Here is a 20,859-nt window from a genome sequence, read left to right on the forward strand (position 1 = left end):
AGAAATAGCGCGTTATTGTACACGGATTAATCGCACTACAAAACAGGATCACAAACATCCCCCGCAAACAAGTATTGCAGAGTTTCTTTGTGACCGCTTTCACGGAGCGTTAAAAGGGTTATTAAAGGTCAATTGCACCAAATAAGTGCCCAATGTTCACACAATTGCACTATTATAGTGCAATGCATTCATAATGGTGCAGCCCTTTTGCACGATGGTGTGCATGATAACGCCTTTTGGGGGCAATTTAAAAGTTGGCACAGATTTCGCTTTATATTTTTTAAGGCAACAACGCCACCTTAAGCAGTTAGAAAGTTTTCGTTACCACGACGACAATGACCAATCCGGGAGAGTTTAAGTATGTCCGCTGAACACGTTTTGACGATGCTGAACGAGCACGAAGTGAAGTTTGTCGATCTGCGCTTCACCGATACCAAAGGTAAAGAACAGCACGTTACTATTCCTTCTCATCAGGTAAATGCCGAATTCTTCGAAGAAGGCAAAATGTTTGATGGCTCCTCGATTGGCGGCTGGAAAGGTATTAACGAATCCGACATGGTTCTGATGCCGGACGCAACTACCGCGCTGATCGACCCGTTCTACGAAGAACCGACACTGATCATCCGTTGCGATATCCTGGAACCAGGCACCCTGCAGGGCTATGACCGTGACCCGCGCTCCATCGCCAAACGTGCGGAAGAATACCTGCGTGCAACCGGCATTGCGGATACCGTGCTGTTCGGGCCAGAACCAGAATTCTTCCTGTTCGACGACATTCGTTTTGGTGCGTCTATCTCCGGTTCCCACGTTGCTATCGATGATATCGAAGGCGCATGGAACTCCTCCACCAAATACGAAGGCGGCAACAAAGGCCACCGCCCTGGCGTGAAAGGCGGTTATTTCCCGGTTCCGCCAGTAGACTCTTCTCAGGATATCCGCTCCACCATGTGTATGATCATGGAAGAGATGGGCCTGGTTGTTGAAGCTCACCACCACGAAGTCGCAACTGCAGGTCAGAACGAAATCGCTACCCGCTTCAATACCATGACCAAAAAAGCGGACGAAATTCAGATCTACAAATATGTTGTGCACAACGTCGCACACCGTTTCGGTAAAACAGCGACCTTTATGCCAAAACCAATGTTTGGCGATAACGGTTCCGGTATGCACTGCCACATGTCCCTGTCCAAGAACGGCGTAAACCTGTTCTCCGGCGACAAATACGCAGGCCTGTCTGAACAAGCGCTGTTCTACATCGGCGGCGTAATCAAGCACGCTAAAGCCATTAATGCCCTGGCGAACCCGACCACCAACTCTTACAAGCGTCTGGTCCCGGGTTACGAAGCTCCGGTCATGCTGGCTTACTCTGCCCGTAACCGCTCCGCTTCCATCCGTATTCCGGTAGTGACCTCTCCGAAAGCGCGTCGTATCGAAGTCCGCTTCCCGGATCCGGCTGCTAACCCGTACCTGTGCTTTGCTGCATTGCTGATGGCTGGCCTTGACGGTATCAAGAACAAAATCCATCCGGGCGAAGCGATGGACAAAAACCTGTACGATCTGCCGCCGGAAGAAGCGAAAGAGATCCCACAGGTTGCAGGTTCTCTGGAAGAAGCATTGAACGAACTGGATGCTGACCGTGAATTCCTGACCGCTGGTGGCGTATTCACCAACGACGCAATCGATGCTTACATCGCCCTGCGTATTGAAGAGAACGACCGTGTACGCATGACTCCGCACCCGGTTGAGTTCGAGCTGTACTACAGCGTTTAATTTTGCTGTAAATCCGCGGTATTCCGTGTTGTGGCGTGGGGTACCGAGGATGTTTTGTTGCCGTGGAAACTTTCAGCCCATCTCAGGATGGGCTTTTTTCTCCACCAACGCGCTGATCTCATGAGCTTTTTACTCATAAAAAGCTATACTGCACTAAAATAGTGCACTCTAATTCAGGAGACTGTCAGATGGCAACAGGCACACTGCCCGATGCTGGGCAGATCCTTAACTCTTTAATCAACAGTATCTTACTGGTCGATGACGACCTGGCGGTGCATTACGCGAACCCTGCTGCACAGCAGTTGCTGGCGCAAAGCTCACGTAAGCTATTTGGTACTCCGCTCCCGGAGCTGTTGAGCTATTTCTCGCTGAATATTGGTCTCATGCAGGAGAGCCTGCAGGCGGGCCAGGGCTTTACCGATAACGAAGTAACGCTGGTCATCGATGGTCGGTCGCATATCCTGTCTCTGACGGCACAGCGCCTTCCTGAGGGCTACATTTTGCTGGAAATGGCACCGATGGATAATCAGCGACGTCTGAGCCAGGAACAGCTTCAGCACGCACAGCAGATTGCCGCGCGTGACTTAGTGCGCGGTTTGGCCCACGAGATTAAAAACCCGTTGGGTGGCCTGCGCGGTGCCGCACAGTTGCTGAGCAAAGCGCTGCCCGATCCTTCGTTGACGGAATACACCAAAGTCATCATTGAACAGGCCGATCGGTTAAGAAATCTGGTCGACCGCCTGCTGGGACCGCAGCATCCTGGAATGCACGTCACAGAGAGCATTCACAAGGTTGCAGAGCGAGTGGTGAAGCTGGTGTCTATGGAGTTGCCGGATAACGTCAAACTGGTTCGTGACTACGACCCAAGCCTGCCGGAACTCCCACACGACCCGGATCAAATTGAACAAGTGCTGCTGAATATCGTACGCAATGCGCTGCAAGCGCTGGGGCCTGAGGGCGGAGAGATAGTCCTGCGTACCCGTACGGCGTTCCAGCTGACCCTGCACGGGGTTCGCTACCGCCTTGCAGCACGTATTGACGTTGAAGATAACGGCCCGGGAATACCGTCTCACTTACAGGATACGCTGTTTTATCCGATGGTGAGCGGGCGCGAAGGCGGTACTGGCCTCGGGCTATCTATCGCCCGCAGCCTTATCGATCAGCACTCCGGCAAAATTGAATTTACCAGTTGGCCAGGGCATACCGAATTCTCGGTATACCTGCCTATTCGGAAGTAGAGGTGTTTATGCAACGAGGGATAGCATGGATCGTTGATGACGATAGCTCCATCCGTTGGGTGCTTGAACGCGCGCTCACCGGGGCTGGCTTGAGTTGTACAACGTTTGAGAGCGGCAGCGAGGTGCTTGATGCCCTCACCACCAAAACCCCGGATGTCCTGCTGTCTGATATCCGTATGCCGGGAATGGATGGGCTGGCGCTGCTGAAACAAATTAAACAGCGTCACCCGATGCTCCCGGTCATCATAATGACGGCGCATTCAGATCTGGACGCAGCGGTCAGCGCTTATCAGCAAGGTGCTTTTGATTATCTGCCAAAACCGTTTGATATCGATGAAGCTGTGGCGCTGGTCGACCGCGCAATCAGCCATTATCAGGAACAGCAGCAGCCGCGAAATGCGCCAATAAATAGCCCAGCGGCCGATATTATCGGCGAAGCGCCAGCAATGCAGGACGTTTTTCGCATTATAGGCCGCCTGTCACGTTCCTCCATCAGCGTGCTGATCAACGGGGAGTCCGGTACCGGTAAAGAGCTGGTTGCCCATGCTCTGCACCGCCACAGCCCGCGCGCCAAGGCACCATTTATCGCGCTGAATATGGCGGCAATCCCCAAAGACTTGATTGAATCAGAACTGTTCGGCCACGAGAAAGGGGCCTTTACGGGCGCGAATACCGTGCGCCAGGGGCGTTTTGAACAGGCAGACGGCGGCACGTTGTTTCTCGACGAAATCGGCGATATGCCGCTGGACGTACAAACTCGGTTGCTGCGCGTGCTGGCTGATGGCCAGTTTTATCGCGTAGGCGGCTATGCGCCGGTGAAAGTGGATGTGCGCATTATCGCCGCCACCCACCAGAATCTTGAGCTGCGCGTACAGGAAGGAAAATTCCGCGAGGACTTATTCCACCGCCTGAACGTGATTCGCGTCCATCTCCCGCCGCTACGCGAGCGTCGGGAAGATATTCCGCGTCTGGCGCGCCACTTCCTGCAAGTTGCCGCTCGTGAACTCGGCGTTGAAGCCAAGCTACTGCACCCGGAAACGGAGATGGCGTTAACCCGGCTGGCCTGGCCGGGTAACGTGCGTCAACTGGAGAACACCTGTCGTTGGCTGACGGTGATGGCGGCAGGCCAGGAGGTTCTGACCCAGGATCTTCCCAGTGAGCTGTTTGAAACCGCGATACCGGATAATCCGACGCAAATGCTGCCGGATAGCTGGGCCACGCTGTTGGGGCAATGGGCTGACCGCGCTTTACGTTCCGGTCATCAAAACCTGCTGTCAGAAGCACAGCCGGAGATGGAGCGCACGCTATTGACCACCGCGCTACGCCACACTCAGGGGCATAAACAAGAAGCAGCACGCCTGCTGGGATGGGGCCGTAATACGTTGACACGTAAGCTAAAAGAACTGGGAATGGAGTAGTAGAACAGTGTCGTGTAAAAAATAGTCTGCCAGCGCAAACTGCTGCTATTTTGTACTTTACTGTTCAAATGCGTTGAGTATGATCGTGCCCGGAAAGACAGGGGGAAATCATGCTTGAATCACTCATAAATATTATATCGAGCGGTGTCGCAGCCGGTCACACCCCGCAGACGGCAATAGCTGCTGTTCTGTGTGCGGCGATGGTTGGATTGTTTAGCTGATAATTCACCCTCTCCCGGCAAGGAGAGGGTGAATAGATTAAATCACGCGGGAAAACTGCTGCATCCGTGCTTTCTGGCGCAAATATGCGTCAAAGCACATGCATATGTTGCGAATCAGCAACCGACCTTTCGGCGTCACCTGAATCCCTTTCTCATCCACATCCACCAGCCCGTCTTTGGCCAGCGGCGCCAGCAGTTTCATATCTTCAGTGAAGTAGCCATTGAAGTCTAAGTCCCACTGCGTTTCTACAGCGGAGAAATCGAGACGGAAATTGCAGATCAGCGCTTTAATGACATCGCGACGAATACAGTCATCGCGAGTCAACGCAATGCCACGCCATAAGGCCGTTCCGGTTTCATCAATCTGCTGATAATACTGCTTCAGCTCTTTTTGGTTCTGCGCATAGCAGTCGCCAATCATACTGATCGCCGAAACACCCAGCCCCAGCAGATCGGAATCCCCTTGGGTGGTATAGCCCTGGAAGTTGCGATGCAAAATACCTTCACGTTGGGCTATCGCCAGTTCATCGTCCGGACGAGCAAAGTGGTCCATACCGATAAACTGATACCCCGCAGCGGTCAGCGAATCAATCGTTTCCTGCAGGATATCCAGCTTCTGCTCTGCTGAAGGTAAATCGGCATCTTTGATTTTGCGCTGTGCGGCGAAGAGCGTCGGCAAATGCGCATAGTTAAATACGCTCAGACGATCGGGATTTAGCTCAGCAACACGCCGGAGCGTAAAAGCAAAGCTCTCTGGCGTTTGCTTCGGCAGTCCGTAAATCAGATCGATATTGGTAGAAGTAAAGCCAATCTCTCGGGCATGGTTGAGCAGGGCGAAGATAAACTCTTCATCCTGCTCGCGGTTCACCAGGCGCTGCACCTCTTTGTTGAAGTCCTGCACGCCCATACTCAAGCGGTTGAAACCTTCAGCGCGTAAATGATCCAGTACATCAAGCTCAATTTCACGCGGATCGACTTCAATGGAAATCTCAGCCTCGGCGTTAAAATTGAAATGCGTACGCAGCAGGCTCATCAGGCGGCTAATTTGCGCCTTATTTAAATATGTCGGCGTACCGCCGCCCCAATGCAGTTGGTTAACCTGGCGACCCGCAAAAAGCGGCGCGCGATGGATAATCTCCTGCTCAAGGACGTCCAGATACTGATCGGCTTTATGCTGCTGGCGGGTAACAATTTTATTGCAACCACAAAAATAGCAGAGCTTATGGCAAAACGGGATATGCACGTACAGCGATAGAGGTCGCTGCGGATAACGGGCTACCGCTGCGTCAAATTCAGCAGCGCCAAATTCCGGAGAAAACTCCAGCGCGGTGGGGTACGAAGTATAACGCGGCCCGGAATAGTTATATTTTTGGATCAGGGCCAGATCCCAGTCGATTAACTGCACAGACATGCTCACTCCTTCCGATGGTGCCGTCGGCGGGTACGCCGCTCCGGCCCAACCGCACCTCGGGTAATGAGCCGGTTGCGCAGCCATTTCTGACGCCGCGACAACCGTCGTAGTTTAACGAATAACCACAGCAGATAACATATAACCAAAAGGGTTATAAGCAGGACCGGGAATCCTATGGGGTGCAAATGTTAGTTTCCGCCCTTCAGTAAACGCATCATATCTTCTTTGCGTTCTTCCTCTTCCTCATCTTCGTCATCATCGTAGGAGAGGCCGAGTTGTTGCATCAGTTCATCAATACGGTCCAGTTTGGCATCAACCCAGGTCTGCTCTTCAGCATTCAAGGTTCCGCCCTCTTCCAGACGTTCCAGCAGCGCGTCCAGGCGCTCATCGTTCTCCAGCAAATCCAGCTCAGCCTGCGGTGAAAGCATAGGTTTCTCGCTCTTCGGTTTATGCTGCTTAATCACTGGGGCATTCTCTGTCACACCCAGCGGGATCGGTTTTTTGCTGCCAATGCGCGGATCTTGCTGTTGGCCTTGTTTTTTACCTGCAGAGGCGGCATCACCACCGGTCGCACGACTTCCTGCCGCATGACCGCGATGTTTCTTCTGCTGCTTACGATCGCGAGCTTCCTGGTTCAATTCTTCACGCGTTTTGCGACTTTTTTTGCCACGAGGTACAGATGTCGGTTTTTTCATGGTGTTAATCTTCAGGCCGTTTTCTTCAGTATAGAATTGAGGCGGAATCTAGCAGAAAGCAAGCAAAGAAAAAAGGCGACAGATTACTCTGTCGCCTTTTTCCGCACTGACAACCCTTAATGGGTTTCTACTTTCCATGTTAGCTAACGACAACCCCTGTCTTTCCTTTAGCTACCAACAGTCCCTGTTACATCCATTTCCTTTTAAAACGTCTCCAGACGCCTGTCATCCTGACAATCCGTAGTCCTCGCCTCCTGGCGCTTCCTGACACCTCGTCCTGAGTCTTAATCCTGTTAGCTTCCTTCGCCCTTGCCCGCTACTTTACTGGTTTAAGAAAAACCTACAACCAGCAACTGTATAAAAAATGCTAATTTCAGAATCTTCTCTTCACTTAATTGTATGATTTATAGAATGTTAGTGAATTTTTAATCAGGCTTTTCTCACAAATGTCTTATATCAACAATGGCCAATGTCTCACAAAGCATGTGGTTTTTACTCACATCGGTGAGTTGCGGTAAAAACAGCCTTTTTCTATTGTTCAGGTATAATCCTCGCCATAGCCTGATTAACGGAGACGACCGTCTTGACCAACTGGAATTATCAACTGACGCATTTTGTCACTAGCGCACCAGATATCCGCCATCTTCCTTCTGATACCGGTATCGAAGTGGCATTCGCTGGCCGCTCTAACGCAGGGAAATCCAGCGCCCTGAATACGCTGACTAACCAGAAAAGCCTTGCTCGTACATCAAAGACGCCTGGGCGTACGCAGCTCATTAACCTGTTTGAAGTTGCTGAGGGAAAACGTCTGGTCGACCTGCCAGGCTATGGTTACGCTCAAGTTCCTGAAGAGATGAAAATCAAATGGCAGCGGGCGCTGGGTGAATACCTGGAAAAACGCCTGTGTCTGAAAGGGCTGGTCATACTGATGGATATCCGGCACCCGCTTAAAGATCTCGATCAGCAGATGATCCTATGGGCCGTCGAAAGCGATATCCCTGTTCTTGTGCTGCTGACTAAAGCCGATAAGCTGGCCAGTGGCGCGCGCAAAGCCCAGCTCAACCAGGTCCGTGAAGCGGTAATCGCATTTAATGGTGATGTGCAGGTGGAAGCATTTTCTTCCCTGAAGAAGCAGGGCGTAGATAAACTGCGTCAGAAACTGGATAGCTGGTATAACGACATTCCTCCTCAGGAAGAGCCTGAAGACAGCGAGTAATTATCGTCAATTTTCCCGGGTATGGGCATACGGAGCCTTATCCGGGCAGCCTGCCTCGCCAATATCAAGACGCAAAAAGTTTTCTTTCACGCAATAAAAAACGCCCCGGTCATAAATGACCGGGGCGGCTAAAATATTCAGCCAAATCCGATTACGTGAAGTAAAAGGTCTGAAAGATAGAACATCTTACCTCTGTACCCTACGTCTTTAACTCTACTCTTGTTTCCGTTATGGATAAAGCATTTTTGTAGTTTATTTTCAGTCTTTACATAGCAAATTCAAATGATCATCACAAAACGGTATAAGTTATGTTACTCACTTACAAAAAATGGCCTTATGTACTGAACACTTAGTGCGCTTGATCCCAATTTTCCCCACTACCCACTTCTACCAGCAGCGGAACTGCCAGCGTCGTGCTGCTTTCCATCAGTTCGTGGATCTTTTTCGCGACCGTATCTAAATCGTCTTTATGAACTTCGAAGACTAATTCATCGTGAACTTGCATGATCATACGCACTCGCGGTTTTTCACTTAACAGCCAATCATCTACAGCGATCATTGCGCGTTTAATGATATCCGCAGCAGTTCCCTGCATCGGCGCGTTGATTGCCGCACGCTCAGCACCAGCGCGACGCGCTCCGTTGCTGGATTTAATGTCCGGCAAGTAGAGTCGGCGGCCATCAAGCGTTTCAACATATCCCTGCTCTTTTGCCTGTGCACGGGTACGTTCCATATAATCCAGCACACCTGGATAGCGCTCAAAGTAGAGATCCATATATTTCTGCGCTTCTTTACGCGGAATATTGAGCTGTCGCGCAAGGCCAAATGCGCTCATCCCGTAAATCAGGCCAAAGTTGATAGCCTTTGCGCTGCGTCGCTGTTCGCTGCTCACGCTTTCAAGCGGCAAACCAAAAACCTCTGCCGCAGTAGCGCGGTGGATATCTTTCCCCTCCGCAAACGCGGTTAGCAGGCCGTTATCGCGCGACAGGTGCGCCATAATGCGCAATTCAATTTGCGAGTAGTCGGCGGAGACAATGAGATAATCTTGCGGAGCAATAAACGCCTGACGAATACGGCGTCCTTCTTCGTTACGTACCGGAATGTTCTGCAGGTTCGGATCGGTAGATGACAGGCGTCCCGTTGCAGTAACCGCCTGGTGATAAGATGTATGCACGCGACCCGTTTTCGGGCTGATCATCAGCGGCAGCTTATCGGTATAAGTGGATTTGAGTTTTGCCAGACCACGATATTCAAGGATAACTTTTGGCAGCGGATAATCCAGAGCCAGCTCTTCCAACACCTCTTCCGACGTAGACGGAGCGCCGCCCGGCGTCTTCTTCAGTGGTTTAATCCCTTGCTTTTCAAACAGGATGGTTTGCAGCTGCTTAGGCGAAGAGAGGTTAAACTCTTCTCCTGCAATATCATATGCCTTCTTCTCCAACTCAATCAGGCGCTTGGCGATTTCCTGAGAATGCGCATGCAGCACGGCTGGGTCAATCTTCACGCCATTACGCTCAACGCGAGAGAGCACTGGCACCAACGGCATTTCTATATTTTTAAAGATGTTCAGCGGGCCTTCATTCTGCTGAAGCTTTGGCCACATCTTCAAATGCAGTTGCAGAGTCACGTCAGCATCTTCCGCCGCGTAACGACCAGCTTCTTCCAGTGCGATTTGATTAAAGGTGAGCTGATTTTTACCCTTGCCGGCAATCTCTTCAAAGGTAATGGTTTTGTGCTTCAACCAGCGATCGGAAAGGCTATCCATATCATGTCGGCCCGCTACGCTGTCAAGAATGTAGGACTCCAGCATGGTATCAAAGGCAATACCGCGCAGCTCAATGTCATAGTTAGCCAGAATACCGCGATCATATTTGAGGTTCTGTCCTACCTTAAGATGCTTATCGTTTTCCAGTAAGGGCTTTAGCAGTTCCAGCACGCGGTCGCGCGGGATCTGATCCGGCGCATCCAGATAGTCATGAGCAACCGGTACATAAGCTGCGATGCCTGGCTCAACGGCGAATGATAGGCCGACCATATTGGCGGATACATTATCAAGGCTGTCAGTTTCGGTATCAAAAGCAAAAAGCGGCGCTTTCTTCAGTTTTTCGATCCACGTCGTCAGTGTTTCTTCATCAAGAATCGTGACATAGTTTTCAGAGGAGAGCGTTGCCGCCGTCTCTTCTTCAGCATCTGCCGCCACTTCGACTGGTTTCGCGGTAGGTTTAACGCCTTTTGCCTGCATCCATTTACCGGACTCAACATCGGTTATCCAGCGTTTGAATTCATACTTTTTAAACAGCGTCAGCAGTTCATCCGCTGCGGGTTGCTCAACGAGCAGTTCTTCACAGCTCAAATCCAGTTCAACATCCGTTTTAATCGTCGCCAGCTGATAAGAGAGATACGCAACCTCTTTATTCTGTTCTAGCTTCGCCGCCATCGTTTTAGATCCGCGGAAGCTCAGGCCGGCGATTTTCTCAGACTCAGCATACAGGGTATCAAGCCCACCCAGCCCCTGTAGCAACGCCTGCGCGGTCTTTTCGCCGACCCCAGGAACACCAGGAATGTTGTCCGAGGAGTCACCCATGAGAGCAAGGAAATCAATGATCAGTTCAGGTGGAACGCCGTATTTTGTGACGACTTCATCCGGACCAAGAATAGTGTTAGTCATCGTGTTAATCAGGGTAATACCCGGCGTAACTAACTGAGCCATATCTTTATCACCCGTGCTAATCAGCACTGGACGACCTGCCTTTTCAGCTTCACGCGCCAGTGTACCGATCACATCATCAGCTTCAACGCCCGGAACAGCCATCAGAGGTAAGCCCATCGCCTTAACCATGGTATGCAACGGCTCGATCTGCGCACGCAGATCGTCCGGCATCGGTGGACGATGAGATTTATAGTGCTCAAATAATTCATCACGGAAAGTCTTCCCTTTGGCATCAAAAACCACGACTGCATGAGTCGGTTGATACTGTAGGATCAGGCTTCGCAGCATATTCAGTACGCCGTACATTGCGCCAGTCGGTTCACCAGCGCTGTTAGTCAGCGGGGGAAAAGCGTGATATGCCCGGTAAAGGTAAGAGGAGCCGTCAACGAGGATGAGGGGGTTTTCTGGGATCTGAACCATAATTTCCGTGCCTGTTTATCAGATTATGGGTAAAGGATGCCACAGACGGGCATAAAATCCTGAATTTTTCCCCTATTTCATCGAAAAGATTCATTGATCTCCACGATCATTGCACAACTTTATCTGTGGATAACTTTGTGCATAGTTTTAAAATGATAGCTGGGCAACTCTTAACAAAATAGCCCTTTAAATAATTAATTCATATTTATCATTTAGTTAAAGTTATATATTTTATCGTAATGTCATTTTGATGACTCAATACTCCATGTGGATATAAGATCCGGAAATTTTTCTGCTCTGGTAAGACCCGTTATTTGCTGTATTTTCTGATAAAATCAGTCCCTTGCGCTGTTTAAATGCGTTTTTTGTCAGCCTAACTTTCTGAATAAACTAACTATGTCGAGATTACTCGCTGCGATAACCCTTCCACTAAGTATCGCCCTTACTATCTTAGTCACTATAATCTGCTCGGTGCCGATAATCATCGCCGGACTGATTAAACTTCTTGTGCCGATTCCTGCGGTCTGGCGCTCGATATCTGTTTTCTGCAACTTCATGATGTATTGCTGGTGTGAAGGGTTGGCACTACTGCTACATCTTAATCCGTGGTTAAAATGGGATGTTCAAGGTATTGAAGGCCTGAACAAGAGAAACTGGTATTTACTTATCAGCAACCATCACAGTTGGGCTGATATCGTGGTGCTCTGTGTGCTGTTTCGCAAACATATCCCAATGAATAAATACTTTCTCAAACAGCAGCTAGCCTGGGTACCGTTCATTGGTCTTGCTTGCTGGGCCCTGGACATGCCGTTTATGCGCCGTTACTCACGTGGTTATTTAATTCGTCATCCAGAACGTCGCGGTAAAGATGTTGAAACCACCCGTCGTTCCTGCGAGAAATTCCGCGTCCACCCAACGACTATCGTTAACTTTGTCGAAGGTTCACGTTTTACTGAAGAAAAACAGCGTCAGACTCGCTCACCTTACAATAACTTATTACCCCCAAAAGCTGCGGGTATCGCTATGGCATTGGGCGTGCTGGGATCGCAGTTTGATAAGCTGCTCAACGTGACGTTATGTTACCCAGAGAACAACCACAGGCCATTTTACGACATGCTAAGTGGTCGATTGACGCGGATTGTGGTGCGAATAAATCTGGAGCCTGTAGCTGAAGATCTACATGGCGACTATGTGAATGATAAAAACTTTAAGCGCCACTTCCAGCGTTGGTTAAATATGCTGTGGGAAGAAAAGGATCGTCAACTGACGGAAATAATGCGGCACAAAAAATGATTTTAGTCGCTGAAAAGAACAACGCCGGTCAATGACCGGCGTTTGTTTTTTATTTCTTCTCAACTAACTGCTTAACGGTATCGGCATACTGAGCAACAAATGCGTCCATGTTGCTGGTATCCATCCCTTGCGGGTTAATCTGATATTTTCCGTTAACGTACATCGCGGGTACGCCCTGCAGTTGGAAATCAGCAGCGGCTTTTTCTTGCTGAGCAACCAGAGATTTCACCACGAAGCTGTTCCACGCCGCATCGTACTCTTCGCCTTTCACACCAGAATCAACAAAGATTTTACGGATATCGGCCACGGTCTGGACGGACTGGGTTTTCTGTACCGCTTCAAACATTGGAACAGTAATCTTGTCTTCCACGCCCAGCGCCATCGCCACAGCCCACGCCTGAGTCAGATCCTTGCCCAATGGGCCCAGGAACTCAACGTGGTATTTAGTCATCTTGACGCCTTCAGGCAGCTTTTTCTTCACGTTATCTGACACATGAAGTACTTCTTCAAACTGATAGCAATGGGGGCAGTAGAACGAGAAGAACTCGAGCACCTGAGGCTCGCCAGCAACTGGCTTGTCGAGGGTGATGTACTGCTTACCGTCGGTGATCTGGGCAGCGGATGCACTAAAAGCCAGAATCATACCAGCCAGCGCCAGCCAAATTTTGTTCATGATTAATTCTCTCCTGGATATTTCACATTAATACATTGGCGTTAACTGAAGAGGGGGTTCCTGCAGAACCTTCACCTGCTCAAGAAAAGTTATTGTCTGCCCGCGCCAGTAATCTTCCCCGGTTAACCATGGGAAATTTATAGGGAAAGCAGGATCATTCCAGCGTCTGAGCAACCACGCCAGATAATAAACTAACCGCATTGCACGTAAAGGTTCGATGAGAGCGATTTCATCCGTATTAAAAGAGCTGAACTCTTCATAGGCTTCAATGATCATCTCAAGCTGCATCCGCTGCTCGGCTTTATCACCATTTAACAGCATCCAGAGATCCTGGATAGCAGGACCATTACGCGCATCATCTAAATCAACAAACAGAGGGCCATCACGCCAAAGGATATTTCCGGCATGGCAGTCACCGTGCAAACGTAAGATATTAGCGTTCCCGTGCCATTGTGCCATTACAGCATCAATCAGTTTATCGGTAGCGCTGAGAAAGGCCTCTTTCAGACCAGCAGGAATCAACGGAGAGATCTCAAAGACCTGGCGTGGCTCAAGGAGATATTCATTAGTACCAATCTCCGGGCGAGCGACAAAACGCTGCTTGCGACCCGTTTGATGCATACGGCCAAGATAGCGTCCAACCCATTCCATCTGATCGAGATTATCCGCCTCAAACTGACGTCCACCCAGGCTTGGGAAAACGGCAAAGAAGAACCCCTGGTGCTGGTGAAGCGTACTTTCATGGAAAGATAATGGCGCCGCAACGGGAACATCATCCTGCATGAGTTGAAGGGTATACTGATGTTCTTCGAGGATTTGTTCTGCAGACCAGCGTTCAGGACGATAGAACTTCACCACATAGCGGTGGCGATCTTCGTCCTGAAACTGGTAAACGCGGTTCTCATAGCTGTTAAGCGGGGTGAGCCCAGATTCCACCCGCATACCCAGATCAAACAAACCATCAATGATGGTATCCGGGTGAAGCGTCTGAAAATTGAAAGCCTTATCGTGCATCCTGACATCCGATAATCGTGCGAATGATTCAGGATATCATCTCATAGCCTGTTCCGTGGCAGCGCTTACAACCTTTTACTCTTTAATGACTCCGCGAGCGCGAAGCAATGCGGTTTTGAAGTCTTCTTCATAATCTTTCTGAATACCGGGAATAACGGCCTCTTTTGTCGAGTCGCGCATTTTCAGATGATAAATCAGAATATCGTCGGAAAGATCGCTTAATTCCCCCGTATAACCGGCCTCTTTGGCCAGTTTTTGCAAGAATTGAATCAAATTTAGTTCAGGTTCTTTCTGCCAGGCAGGTTGGAGGAGTTCAATGACTTCATTCAGACGTTTACATTTCATAGTAATGCTCCTTACTCTAGATAAAGACACGTTAGCAGGGACAATCCCACAATGAAAGAGGCGATATTGATATGCAAGGCAGGGTAATAACCGGTGTTGTGCTGGCGGGAGGAAGAGCCACACGCATGGGGGGGATAGATAAAGGATTGCAGCAGCTAAACGGTAAAGCCTTGTGGCGTCACGTCGCCGACTCGCTAGAAACTCAGGTAACAAACCTGGTGATTAGCGCTAACCGCAATCTTGATAGCTGGCAAGGGAGCGGCTACCCGATTATTACCGACAGCCTGAACGACTTCCCTGGCCCACTGGCCGGGATGCTCTCCGTTATGCAACAAATCGAGAGCGAGTGGTTTTTGTTTTGCCCGTGCGATACGCCATTTATTCCCTCATTCCTTGCCGAGCGCTTAATACAGCAGAAAAAATCATCCCCGGCCGTTTGGGTTCATGATGGTGAGCGCGACCATCCAGCTATTGCTTTAGTTAATCAAGAGGTGATTGCAGAACTGGAAATCTATCTGGCCGGGGGAGAGCGGCGAGTAATGGTATTCATGCGTAAGATTGGTGGGCATAGTGTTGATTTCAGCGATGTAAAATCAGCCTTTATTAACGTAAACACTCTTAACGATTTGCAGAGTATGCAGGTGCCATCATGATACCTCTTTTGGCTATCGCTGCCTGGAGCGGTACAGGTAAAACAACGTTGTTGAAGGCGCTGATCCCGGCATTATGTACTGAAGGTCTACGCCCGGGGCTCATTAAACATACTCACCATGATATGGACGTGGATAAACCCGGCAAAGATAGCTATGAGCTACGTAAAGCCGGAGCTGCACAGACTATTGTCGCCAGTTCACAGCGCTGGGCATTAATGACGGAAACACCTGATGAACCAACTCTGGACCTTGTCTGGCTGGTAAGCAGAATGGACGCATCAACGTTAGATTTAGTGCTAGTTGAAGGTTTTAAGCATGAATCTGTGCCAAAAATTCTACTTTATCGGCAAAACAACGGACATAGCGTAGAAGAGTTGGTGTTTGATGAGCACGTGATTGCGATAGCCAGCGATATTCCTGTCGAAACATCACTTCCACTGTTAGATCTAAATGATATTCAGCAGATAGTCACTTTTATTATGCAGTGGTTAAAGAGGCCTAAATAAGCATCCGATAGATATTTCAGATATAGCCATGTGCAATTATCCTGATATATCTATCGATATTTGCGGACTATAAAAACGCAAAAAGCCCATCCTGACGGATGGGCTCTTCACTTAATTAATGCCTGGCAGTTCCCTACTCTCACATGGGGAGACCCCACACTACCATCGGCGCTACGGCGTTTCACTTCTGAGTTCGGCATGGGGTCAGGTGGGACCACCGCGCTGTCGCCGCCAGGCAAATTCTGTTTATCTGTATCAAGCTGAATTTCTCTCAAACCCGCCAAAACATCTTCGGCGTTGTAAGGTTAAGCCTCACGGTTCATTAGTACCGGTTAGCTCAACGTATCGCTACGCTTACACACCCGGCCTATCAACGTCATCGTCTTTAACGTTCCTTCAGGACCCTTAAAGGGTCAGGGAGAACTCATCTCGGGGCAAGTTTCGTGCTTAGATGCTTTCAGCACTTATCTCTTCCGCATTTAGCTACCGGGCAATGCCATTGGCATGACAACCCGAACACCAGTGATGCGTCCACTCCGGTCCTCTCGTACTAGGAGCAGCCCCCCTCAATTCTCCAGCGCCCACGGCAGATAGGGACCGAACTGTCTCACGACGTTCTAAACCCAGCTCGCGTACCACTTTAAATGGCGAACAGCCATACCCTTGGGACCTACTTCAGCCCCAGGATGTGATGAGCCGACATCGAGGTGCCAAACACCGCCGTCGATATGAACTCTTGGGCGGTATCAGCCTGTTATCCCCGGAGTACCTTTTATCCGTTGAGCGATGGCCCTTCCATTCAGAACCACCGGATCACTATGACCTGCTTTCGCACCTGCTCGCGCCGTCACGCTCGCAGTCAAGCTAGCTTATGCCATTGCACTAACCTCCTGATGTCCGACCAGGATTAGCTAACCTTCGTGCTCCTCCGTTACTCTTTAGGAGGAGACCGCCCCAGTCAAACTACCCACCAGACACTGTCCGCAACCCGGATCACGGGTCCACGTTAGAACACCAGCCATTAAAGGGTGGTATTTCAAGGATGGCTCCATGCAGACTGGCGTCCACACTTCAAAGCCTCCCACCTATCCTACACATCAAGGACCAGTGTTCAGTGTCAAGCTATAGTAAAGGTTCACGGGGTCTTTCCGTCTTGCCGCGGGTACACTGCATCTTCACAGCGAGTTCAATTTCACTGAGTCTCGGGTGGAGACAGCCTGGCCATCATTACGCCATTCGTGCAGGTCGGAACTTACCCGACAAGGAATTTCGCTACCTTAGGACCGTTATAGTTACGGCCGCCGTTTACCGGGGCTTCGATCAAGAGCTTCTCCGCGAGGATAACCCCATCAATTAACCTTCCGGCACCGGGCAGGCGTCACACCGTATACGTCCACTTTCGTGTTTGCACAGTGCTGTGTTTTTAATAAACAGTTGCAGCCAGCTGGTATCTTCGACTGATTTCAGCTCCATGAGCAAGTCACTTCACTTACCATCAGCGTGCCTTCTCCCGAAGTTACGGCACCATTTTGCCTAGTTCCTTCACCCGAGTTCTCTCAAGCGCCTTGGTATTCTCTACCTGACCACCTGTGTCGGTTTGGGGTACGATTTGATGTTACCTGATGCTTAGAGGCTTTTCCTGGAAGCAGGGCATTTGTTACTTCAGCACCGTAGTGCCTCGTCATCACACCTCAGCGTTAAATGACGTTCCGGATTTACCTAAAACGCCCGCCTACATGCTTAAACCGGGACAACCGTCGCCCGGCTAACATAGCCTTCTCCGTCCCCCCTTCGCAGTAACACCGAGTACAGGAATATTAACCTGTTTCCCATCGACTACGCCTTTCGGCCTCGCCTTAGGGGTCGACTCACCCTGCCCCGATTAACGTTGGACAGGAACCCTTGGTCTTCCGGCGAGCGGGCTTTTCACCCGCTTTATCGTTACTTATGTCAGCATTCGCACTTCTGATACCTCCAGCAACCCTCACAGGCCACCTTCAACGGCTTACAGAACGCTCCCCTACCCAACAACACATAGTGTCGCTGCCGCAGCTTCGGTGCATGGTTTAGCCCCGTTACATCTTCCGCGCAGGCCGACTCGACCAGTGAGCTATTACGCTTTCTTTAAATGATGGCTGCTTCTAAGCCAACATCCTGGCTGTCTGTGCCTTCCCACATCGTTTCCCACTTAACCATGACTTTGGGACCTTAGCTGGCGGTCTGGGTTGTTTCCCTCTTCACGACGGACGTTAGCACCCGCCGTGTGTCTCCCGTGATAACATTCTTCGGTATTCGTAGTTTGCATCGGGTTGGTAAGTCGGGATGACCCCCTAGCCGAAACAGTGCTCTACCCCCGAAGATGAATTCACGAGGCGCTACCTAAATAGCTTTCGGGGAGAACCAGCTATCTCCCGGTTTGATTGGCCTTTCACCCCCAGCCACAAGTCATCCGCTAATTTTTCAACATTAGTCGGTTCGGTCCTCCAGTTAGTGTTACCCAACCTTCAACCTGCCCATGGCTAGATCACCGGGTTTCGGGTCTATACCCTGCAACTTAACGCCCAGTTAAGACTCGGTTTCCCTGCGGCTCCCCTATTCGGTTAACCTTGCTACAGAATATAAGTCGCTGACCCATTATACAAAAGGTACGCAGTCACCCAACAAGTGGGCTCCTACTGCTTGTACGTACACGGTTTCAGGTTCTGTTTCACTCCCCTCGCCGGGGTTCTTTTCGCCTTTCCCTCACGGTACTGGTTCACTATCGGTCAGTCAGGAGTATTTAGCCTTGGAGGATGGTCCCCCCATATTCAGACAGGATACCACGTGTCCCGCCCTACTCTTCGAGTTCACAGCCTGTGTGTTTTTGTGTACGGGAGTATCACCCTGTACCCTGCGACTTTCCAGACGCTTCCACTAACACACAAACTGATTCAGACTCTGGGCTGCTCCCCGTTCGCTCGCCGCTACTGGGGGAATCTCGGTTGATTTCTTTTCCTCGGGGTACTTAGATGTTTCAGTTCCCCCGGTTCGCTTCATTACGCTATGTATTCACGTAATGATAGTGTGACGAATCACACTGGGTTTCCCCATTCGGAAATCGTCGGTTATAACGGTTCATATCACCTTACCGACGCTTATCGCAGATTAGCACGTCCTTCATCGCCTCTGACTGCCAGGGCATCCACCGTGTACGCTTAGTCGCTTAACCTCACAACCCGAAGATGTTTCACTTCATGATTGCGAAAATTTGAGAGACTCGAACACACCGTCATTCTGTTCTTATTACGGAGAACAGACGCAGCGTGTCGTTTCAATTTTCAGCTTGATCCAGATTTTTAAAGAGCAAATATCTCAAACGTAACTCACTGAGTTAGTTTTGAGATATCGGTGGGTTGTGTCTTTCACTCACAGCCAGCAAGTGGCGTCCCCTAGGGGATTCGAACCCCTGTTGCCGCCGTGAAAGGGCGGAGTCCTAACCGCTAGACGAAGGGGACACGAGGTGTCGCGACTTCGCAGCCGTCTTGCTTCTTTACATTCATCAGACAATCTGTGTGAGCACTACAAAGGCAGGTTCTTTAAGGTAAGGAGGTGATCCAACCGCAGGTTCCCCTACGGTTACCTTGTTACGACTTCACCCCAGTCATGAATCACAAAGTGGTAAGCGCCCTCCCGAAGGTTAAGCTACCTACTTCTTTTGCAACCCACTCCCATGGTGTGACGGGCGGTGTGTACAAGGCCCGGGAACGTATTCACCGTGGCATTCTGATCCACGATTACTAGCGATTCCGACTTCACGGAGTCGAGTTGCAGACTCCGATCCGGACTACGACATACTTTATGAGGTCCGCTTGCTCTCGCGAGGTCGCTTCTCTTTGTATATGCCATTGTAGCACGTGTGTAGCCCTACTCGTAAGGGCCATGATGACTTGACGTCATCCCCACCTTCCTCCAGTTTATCACTGGCAGTCTCCTTTGAGTTCCCGACCGAATCGCTGGCAACAAAGGATAAGGGTTGCGCTCGTTGCGGGACTTAACCCAACATTTCACAACACGAGCTGACGACAGCCATGCAGCACCTGTCTCACGGTTCCCGAAGGCACCAAGCCATCTCTGGCAAGTTCCGTGGATGTCAAGAGTAGGTAAGGTTCTTCGCGTTGCATCGAATTAAACCACATGCTCCACCGCTTGTGCGGGCCCCCGTCAATTCATTTGAGTTTTAACCTTGCGGCCGTACTCCCCAGGCGGTCGACTTAACGCGTTAGCTCCGGAAGCCACTCCTCAAGGGAACAACCTCCAAGTCGACATCGTTTACAGCGTGGACTACCAGGGTATCTAATCCTGTTTGCTCCCCACGCTTTCGCACCTGAGCGTCAGTCTTTGTCCAGGGGGCCGCCTTCGCCACCGGTATTCCTCCAGATCTCTACGCATTTCACCGCTACACCTGGAATTCTACCCCCCTCTACAAGACTCTAGCCTGCCAGTTTCGAATGCAGTTCCCAGGTTGAGCCCGGGGATTTCACATCCGACTTGACAGACCGCCTGCGTGCGCTTTACGCCCAGTAATTCCGATTAACGCTTGCACCCTCCGTATTACCGCGGCTGCTGGCACGGAGTTAGCCGGTGCTTCTTCTGCGAGTAACGTCAATGAAAATGGTTATTAACCACTCCCCCTTCCTCCTCGCTGAAAGTACTTTACAACCCGAAGGCCTTCTTCATACACGCGGCATGGCTGCATCAGGCTTGCGCCCATTGTGCAATATTCCCCACTGCTGCCTCCCGTAGGAGTCTGGACCGTGTCTCAGTTCCAGTGTGGCTGGTCATCCTCTCAGACCAGCTAGGGATCGTCGCCTTGGTGAGCCGTTACCTCACCAACAAGCTAATCCCATCTGGGCACATCTGATGGCATGAGGCCCGAAGGTCCCCCACTTTGGTCTTGCGACGTTATGCGGTATTAGCTACCGTTTCCAGTAGTTATCCCCCTCCATCAGGCAGTTTCCCAGACATTACTCACCCGTCCGCCACTCGTCACCCGAGAGCAAGCTCTCTGTGCTACCGTTCGACTTGCATGTGTTAGGCCTGCCGCCAGCGTTCAATCTGAGCCATGATCAAACTCTTCAATTTAAGTTTGATGCTCGTGAATTAAACTTCGTAATGAATTACGTATGTTCACTCAGAGACTTGGTATTCATTTATTGTCCGAAGACATTAAGAATCCATGTCACTTTGAGTGCCCACACAGATTGTCTGATAAATTGTTAAAGAGCAGTGCAACGCGG

The 20,859-nt window shown here is 50.4% G+C and carries 15 protein-coding genes, 1 tRNA gene and 3 rRNA genes; 8 read left to right on the forward strand and 11 right to left on the reverse strand.

The features are described 5' to 3' along the window. Nucleotides 1-360 precede the first annotated feature (360 nt). The 4 genes from glnA to DA718_RS29225 all read left to right on the forward strand — a co-directional run bounded on the left by glnA (nt 361) and on the right by DA718_RS29225 (nt 4,647). Nucleotides 361-1,770: a glutamate--ammonia ligase gene (glnA, locus tag DA718_RS29205; protein WP_112216906.1), complete on the forward strand. Its 1,410-nt coding sequence runs from the start codon at nt 361-363 to the stop codon at nt 1,768-1,770. Nucleotides 1,771-1,958: 188 nt separating this feature from the next. Next, the gene (glnL, locus tag DA718_RS29215) at nt 1,959-3,008 is read left to right on the forward strand and encodes a nitrogen regulation protein NR(II) (protein ID WP_110276073.1); all 1,050 of its coding nucleotides are present in this window, start codon (nt 1,959-1,961) and stop codon (nt 3,006-3,008) included. An 8-nt stretch (nt 3,009-3,016) separates the two neighbouring features. Continuing rightward, nucleotides 3,017-4,426, forward strand: coding sequence for a nitrogen regulation protein NR(I) (glnG, locus tag DA718_RS29220; RefSeq protein WP_110276072.1), 1,410 nt, complete (start codon nt 3,017-3,019; stop codon nt 4,424-4,426). A 110-nt stretch (nt 4,427-4,536) separates the two neighbouring features. Continuing rightward, complete coding sequence (locus DA718_RS29225) at nt 4,537-4,647, forward strand: YshB family small membrane protein (RefSeq protein ID WP_110276071.1); 111 nt, start codon at nt 4,537-4,539, stop codon at nt 4,645-4,647. 37 nt (nt 4,648-4,684) lie between these two features. Here DA718_RS29225 and hemN read toward each other — a convergent pair whose 3' ends face one another. Continuing rightward, on the reverse strand, nt 4,685-6,058 hold the full coding sequence (gene hemN, locus DA718_RS29230; protein WP_112216907.1) for an oxygen-independent coproporphyrinogen III oxidase: 1,374 nt from the start codon (nt 6,056-6,058) through the stop codon (nt 4,685-4,687). Nucleotides 6,059-6,246: 188 nt separating this feature from the next. Further along, nucleotides 6,247-6,753: a Der GTPase-activating protein YihI gene (gene yihI / locus DA718_RS29235; protein WP_110276068.1), complete on the reverse strand. Its 507-nt coding sequence runs from the start codon at nt 6,751-6,753 to the stop codon at nt 6,247-6,249. Nucleotides 6,754-7,336: 583 nt separating this feature from the next. Between yihI and yihA the strand changes: the two genes are divergently transcribed. Continuing rightward, nucleotides 7,337-7,969 carry a ribosome biogenesis GTP-binding protein YihA/YsxC gene (gene yihA / locus DA718_RS29245; RefSeq protein ID WP_112216909.1) on the forward strand — a complete coding sequence of 211 codons (633 nt, stop codon included), beginning with the start codon at nt 7,337-7,339 and terminating at the stop codon, nt 7,967-7,969. A gap of 137 nt (nt 7,970-8,106) precedes the next feature. On the opposite strand, the gene spfP is transcribed toward yihA, so the two are convergent. Continuing rightward, nucleotides 8,107-8,154: a small protein SpfP gene (gene spfP, locus DA718_RS31185; RefSeq protein WP_071892919.1), complete on the reverse strand. Its 48-nt coding sequence runs from the start codon at nt 8,152-8,154 to the stop codon at nt 8,107-8,109. Nucleotides 8,155-8,318: 164 nt separating this feature from the next. Beyond that, nucleotides 8,319-11,099, reverse strand: coding sequence for a DNA polymerase I (gene polA / locus DA718_RS29250; RefSeq protein ID WP_112216910.1), 2,781 nt, complete (start codon nt 11,097-11,099; stop codon nt 8,319-8,321). Nucleotides 11,100-11,495: 396 nt separating this feature from the next. On the opposite strand from polA, the gene DA718_RS29260 reads away from it, so the two are divergent. Beyond that, nucleotides 11,496-12,392, forward strand: coding sequence for an acyltransferase (locus tag DA718_RS29260; RefSeq protein WP_112216911.1), 897 nt, complete (start codon nt 11,496-11,498; stop codon nt 12,390-12,392). A 49-nt stretch (nt 12,393-12,441) separates the two neighbouring features. Here the strand turns inward: DA718_RS29260 and dsbA are convergent, their stop codons facing one another. From dsbA to DA718_RS29275, 3 genes are all read right to left on the reverse strand, one after another. After that, complete coding sequence (dsbA, locus tag DA718_RS29265; RefSeq protein WP_110276064.1) at nt 12,442-13,065, reverse strand: thiol:disulfide interchange protein DsbA; 624 nt, start codon at nt 13,063-13,065, stop codon at nt 12,442-12,444. 27 nt (nt 13,066-13,092) lie between these two features. Next, nucleotides 13,093-14,079, reverse strand: coding sequence for a serine/threonine protein kinase (locus DA718_RS29270; RefSeq protein ID WP_112216912.1), 987 nt, complete (start codon nt 14,077-14,079; stop codon nt 13,093-13,095). A 75-nt stretch (nt 14,080-14,154) separates the two neighbouring features. Next, nucleotides 14,155-14,424 carry a YihD family protein gene (locus DA718_RS29275; RefSeq protein ID WP_110276062.1) on the reverse strand — a complete coding sequence of 90 codons (270 nt, stop codon included), beginning with the start codon at nt 14,422-14,424 and terminating at the stop codon, nt 14,155-14,157. Between the two features lie 71 nt (nt 14,425-14,495). On the opposite strand from DA718_RS29275, the gene mobA reads away from it, so the two are divergent. Continuing rightward, nucleotides 14,496-15,077: a molybdenum cofactor guanylyltransferase MobA gene (gene mobA / locus DA718_RS29280; RefSeq protein WP_112216913.1), complete on the forward strand. Its 582-nt coding sequence runs from the start codon at nt 14,496-14,498 to the stop codon at nt 15,075-15,077. Then, complete coding sequence (gene mobB / locus DA718_RS29285) at nt 15,074-15,583, forward strand: molybdopterin-guanine dinucleotide biosynthesis protein MobB (protein WP_112216914.1); 510 nt, start codon at nt 15,074-15,076, stop codon at nt 15,581-15,583. The genes mobA and mobB overlap by 4 nt, the downstream gene beginning before the upstream one ends. 120 nt (nt 15,584-15,703) lie before the next feature. On the opposite strand, the gene rrf is transcribed toward mobB, so the two are convergent. From rrf to DA718_RS29305, 4 genes are all read right to left on the reverse strand, one after another. Continuing rightward, a 5S ribosomal RNA gene (gene rrf, locus DA718_RS29290) occupies nt 15,704-15,819 on the reverse strand. A 65-nt stretch (nt 15,820-15,884) separates the two neighbouring features. Further along, nucleotides 15,885-18,791 (reverse strand): 23S ribosomal RNA (locus DA718_RS29295). 211 nt (nt 18,792-19,002) lie between these two features. Continuing rightward, nucleotides 19,003-19,077 (reverse strand) — tRNA-Glu (locus DA718_RS29300). Nucleotides 19,078-19,164: 87 nt separating this feature from the next. Further along, nucleotides 19,165-20,704: ribosomal RNA gene (locus tag DA718_RS29305) — 16S ribosomal RNA — on the reverse strand. Together the 16S, 23S and 5S rRNA genes with 1 tRNA gene alongside form the textbook arrangement of a ribosomal RNA operon. Between the last annotated feature and the right edge of the window lie 155 nt (nt 20,705-20,859).

This window comes from Klebsiella huaxiensis, assembly GCF_003261575.2.
Lineage (GTDB): Bacteria > Pseudomonadota > Gammaproteobacteria > Enterobacterales > Enterobacteriaceae > Klebsiella > Klebsiella huaxiensis.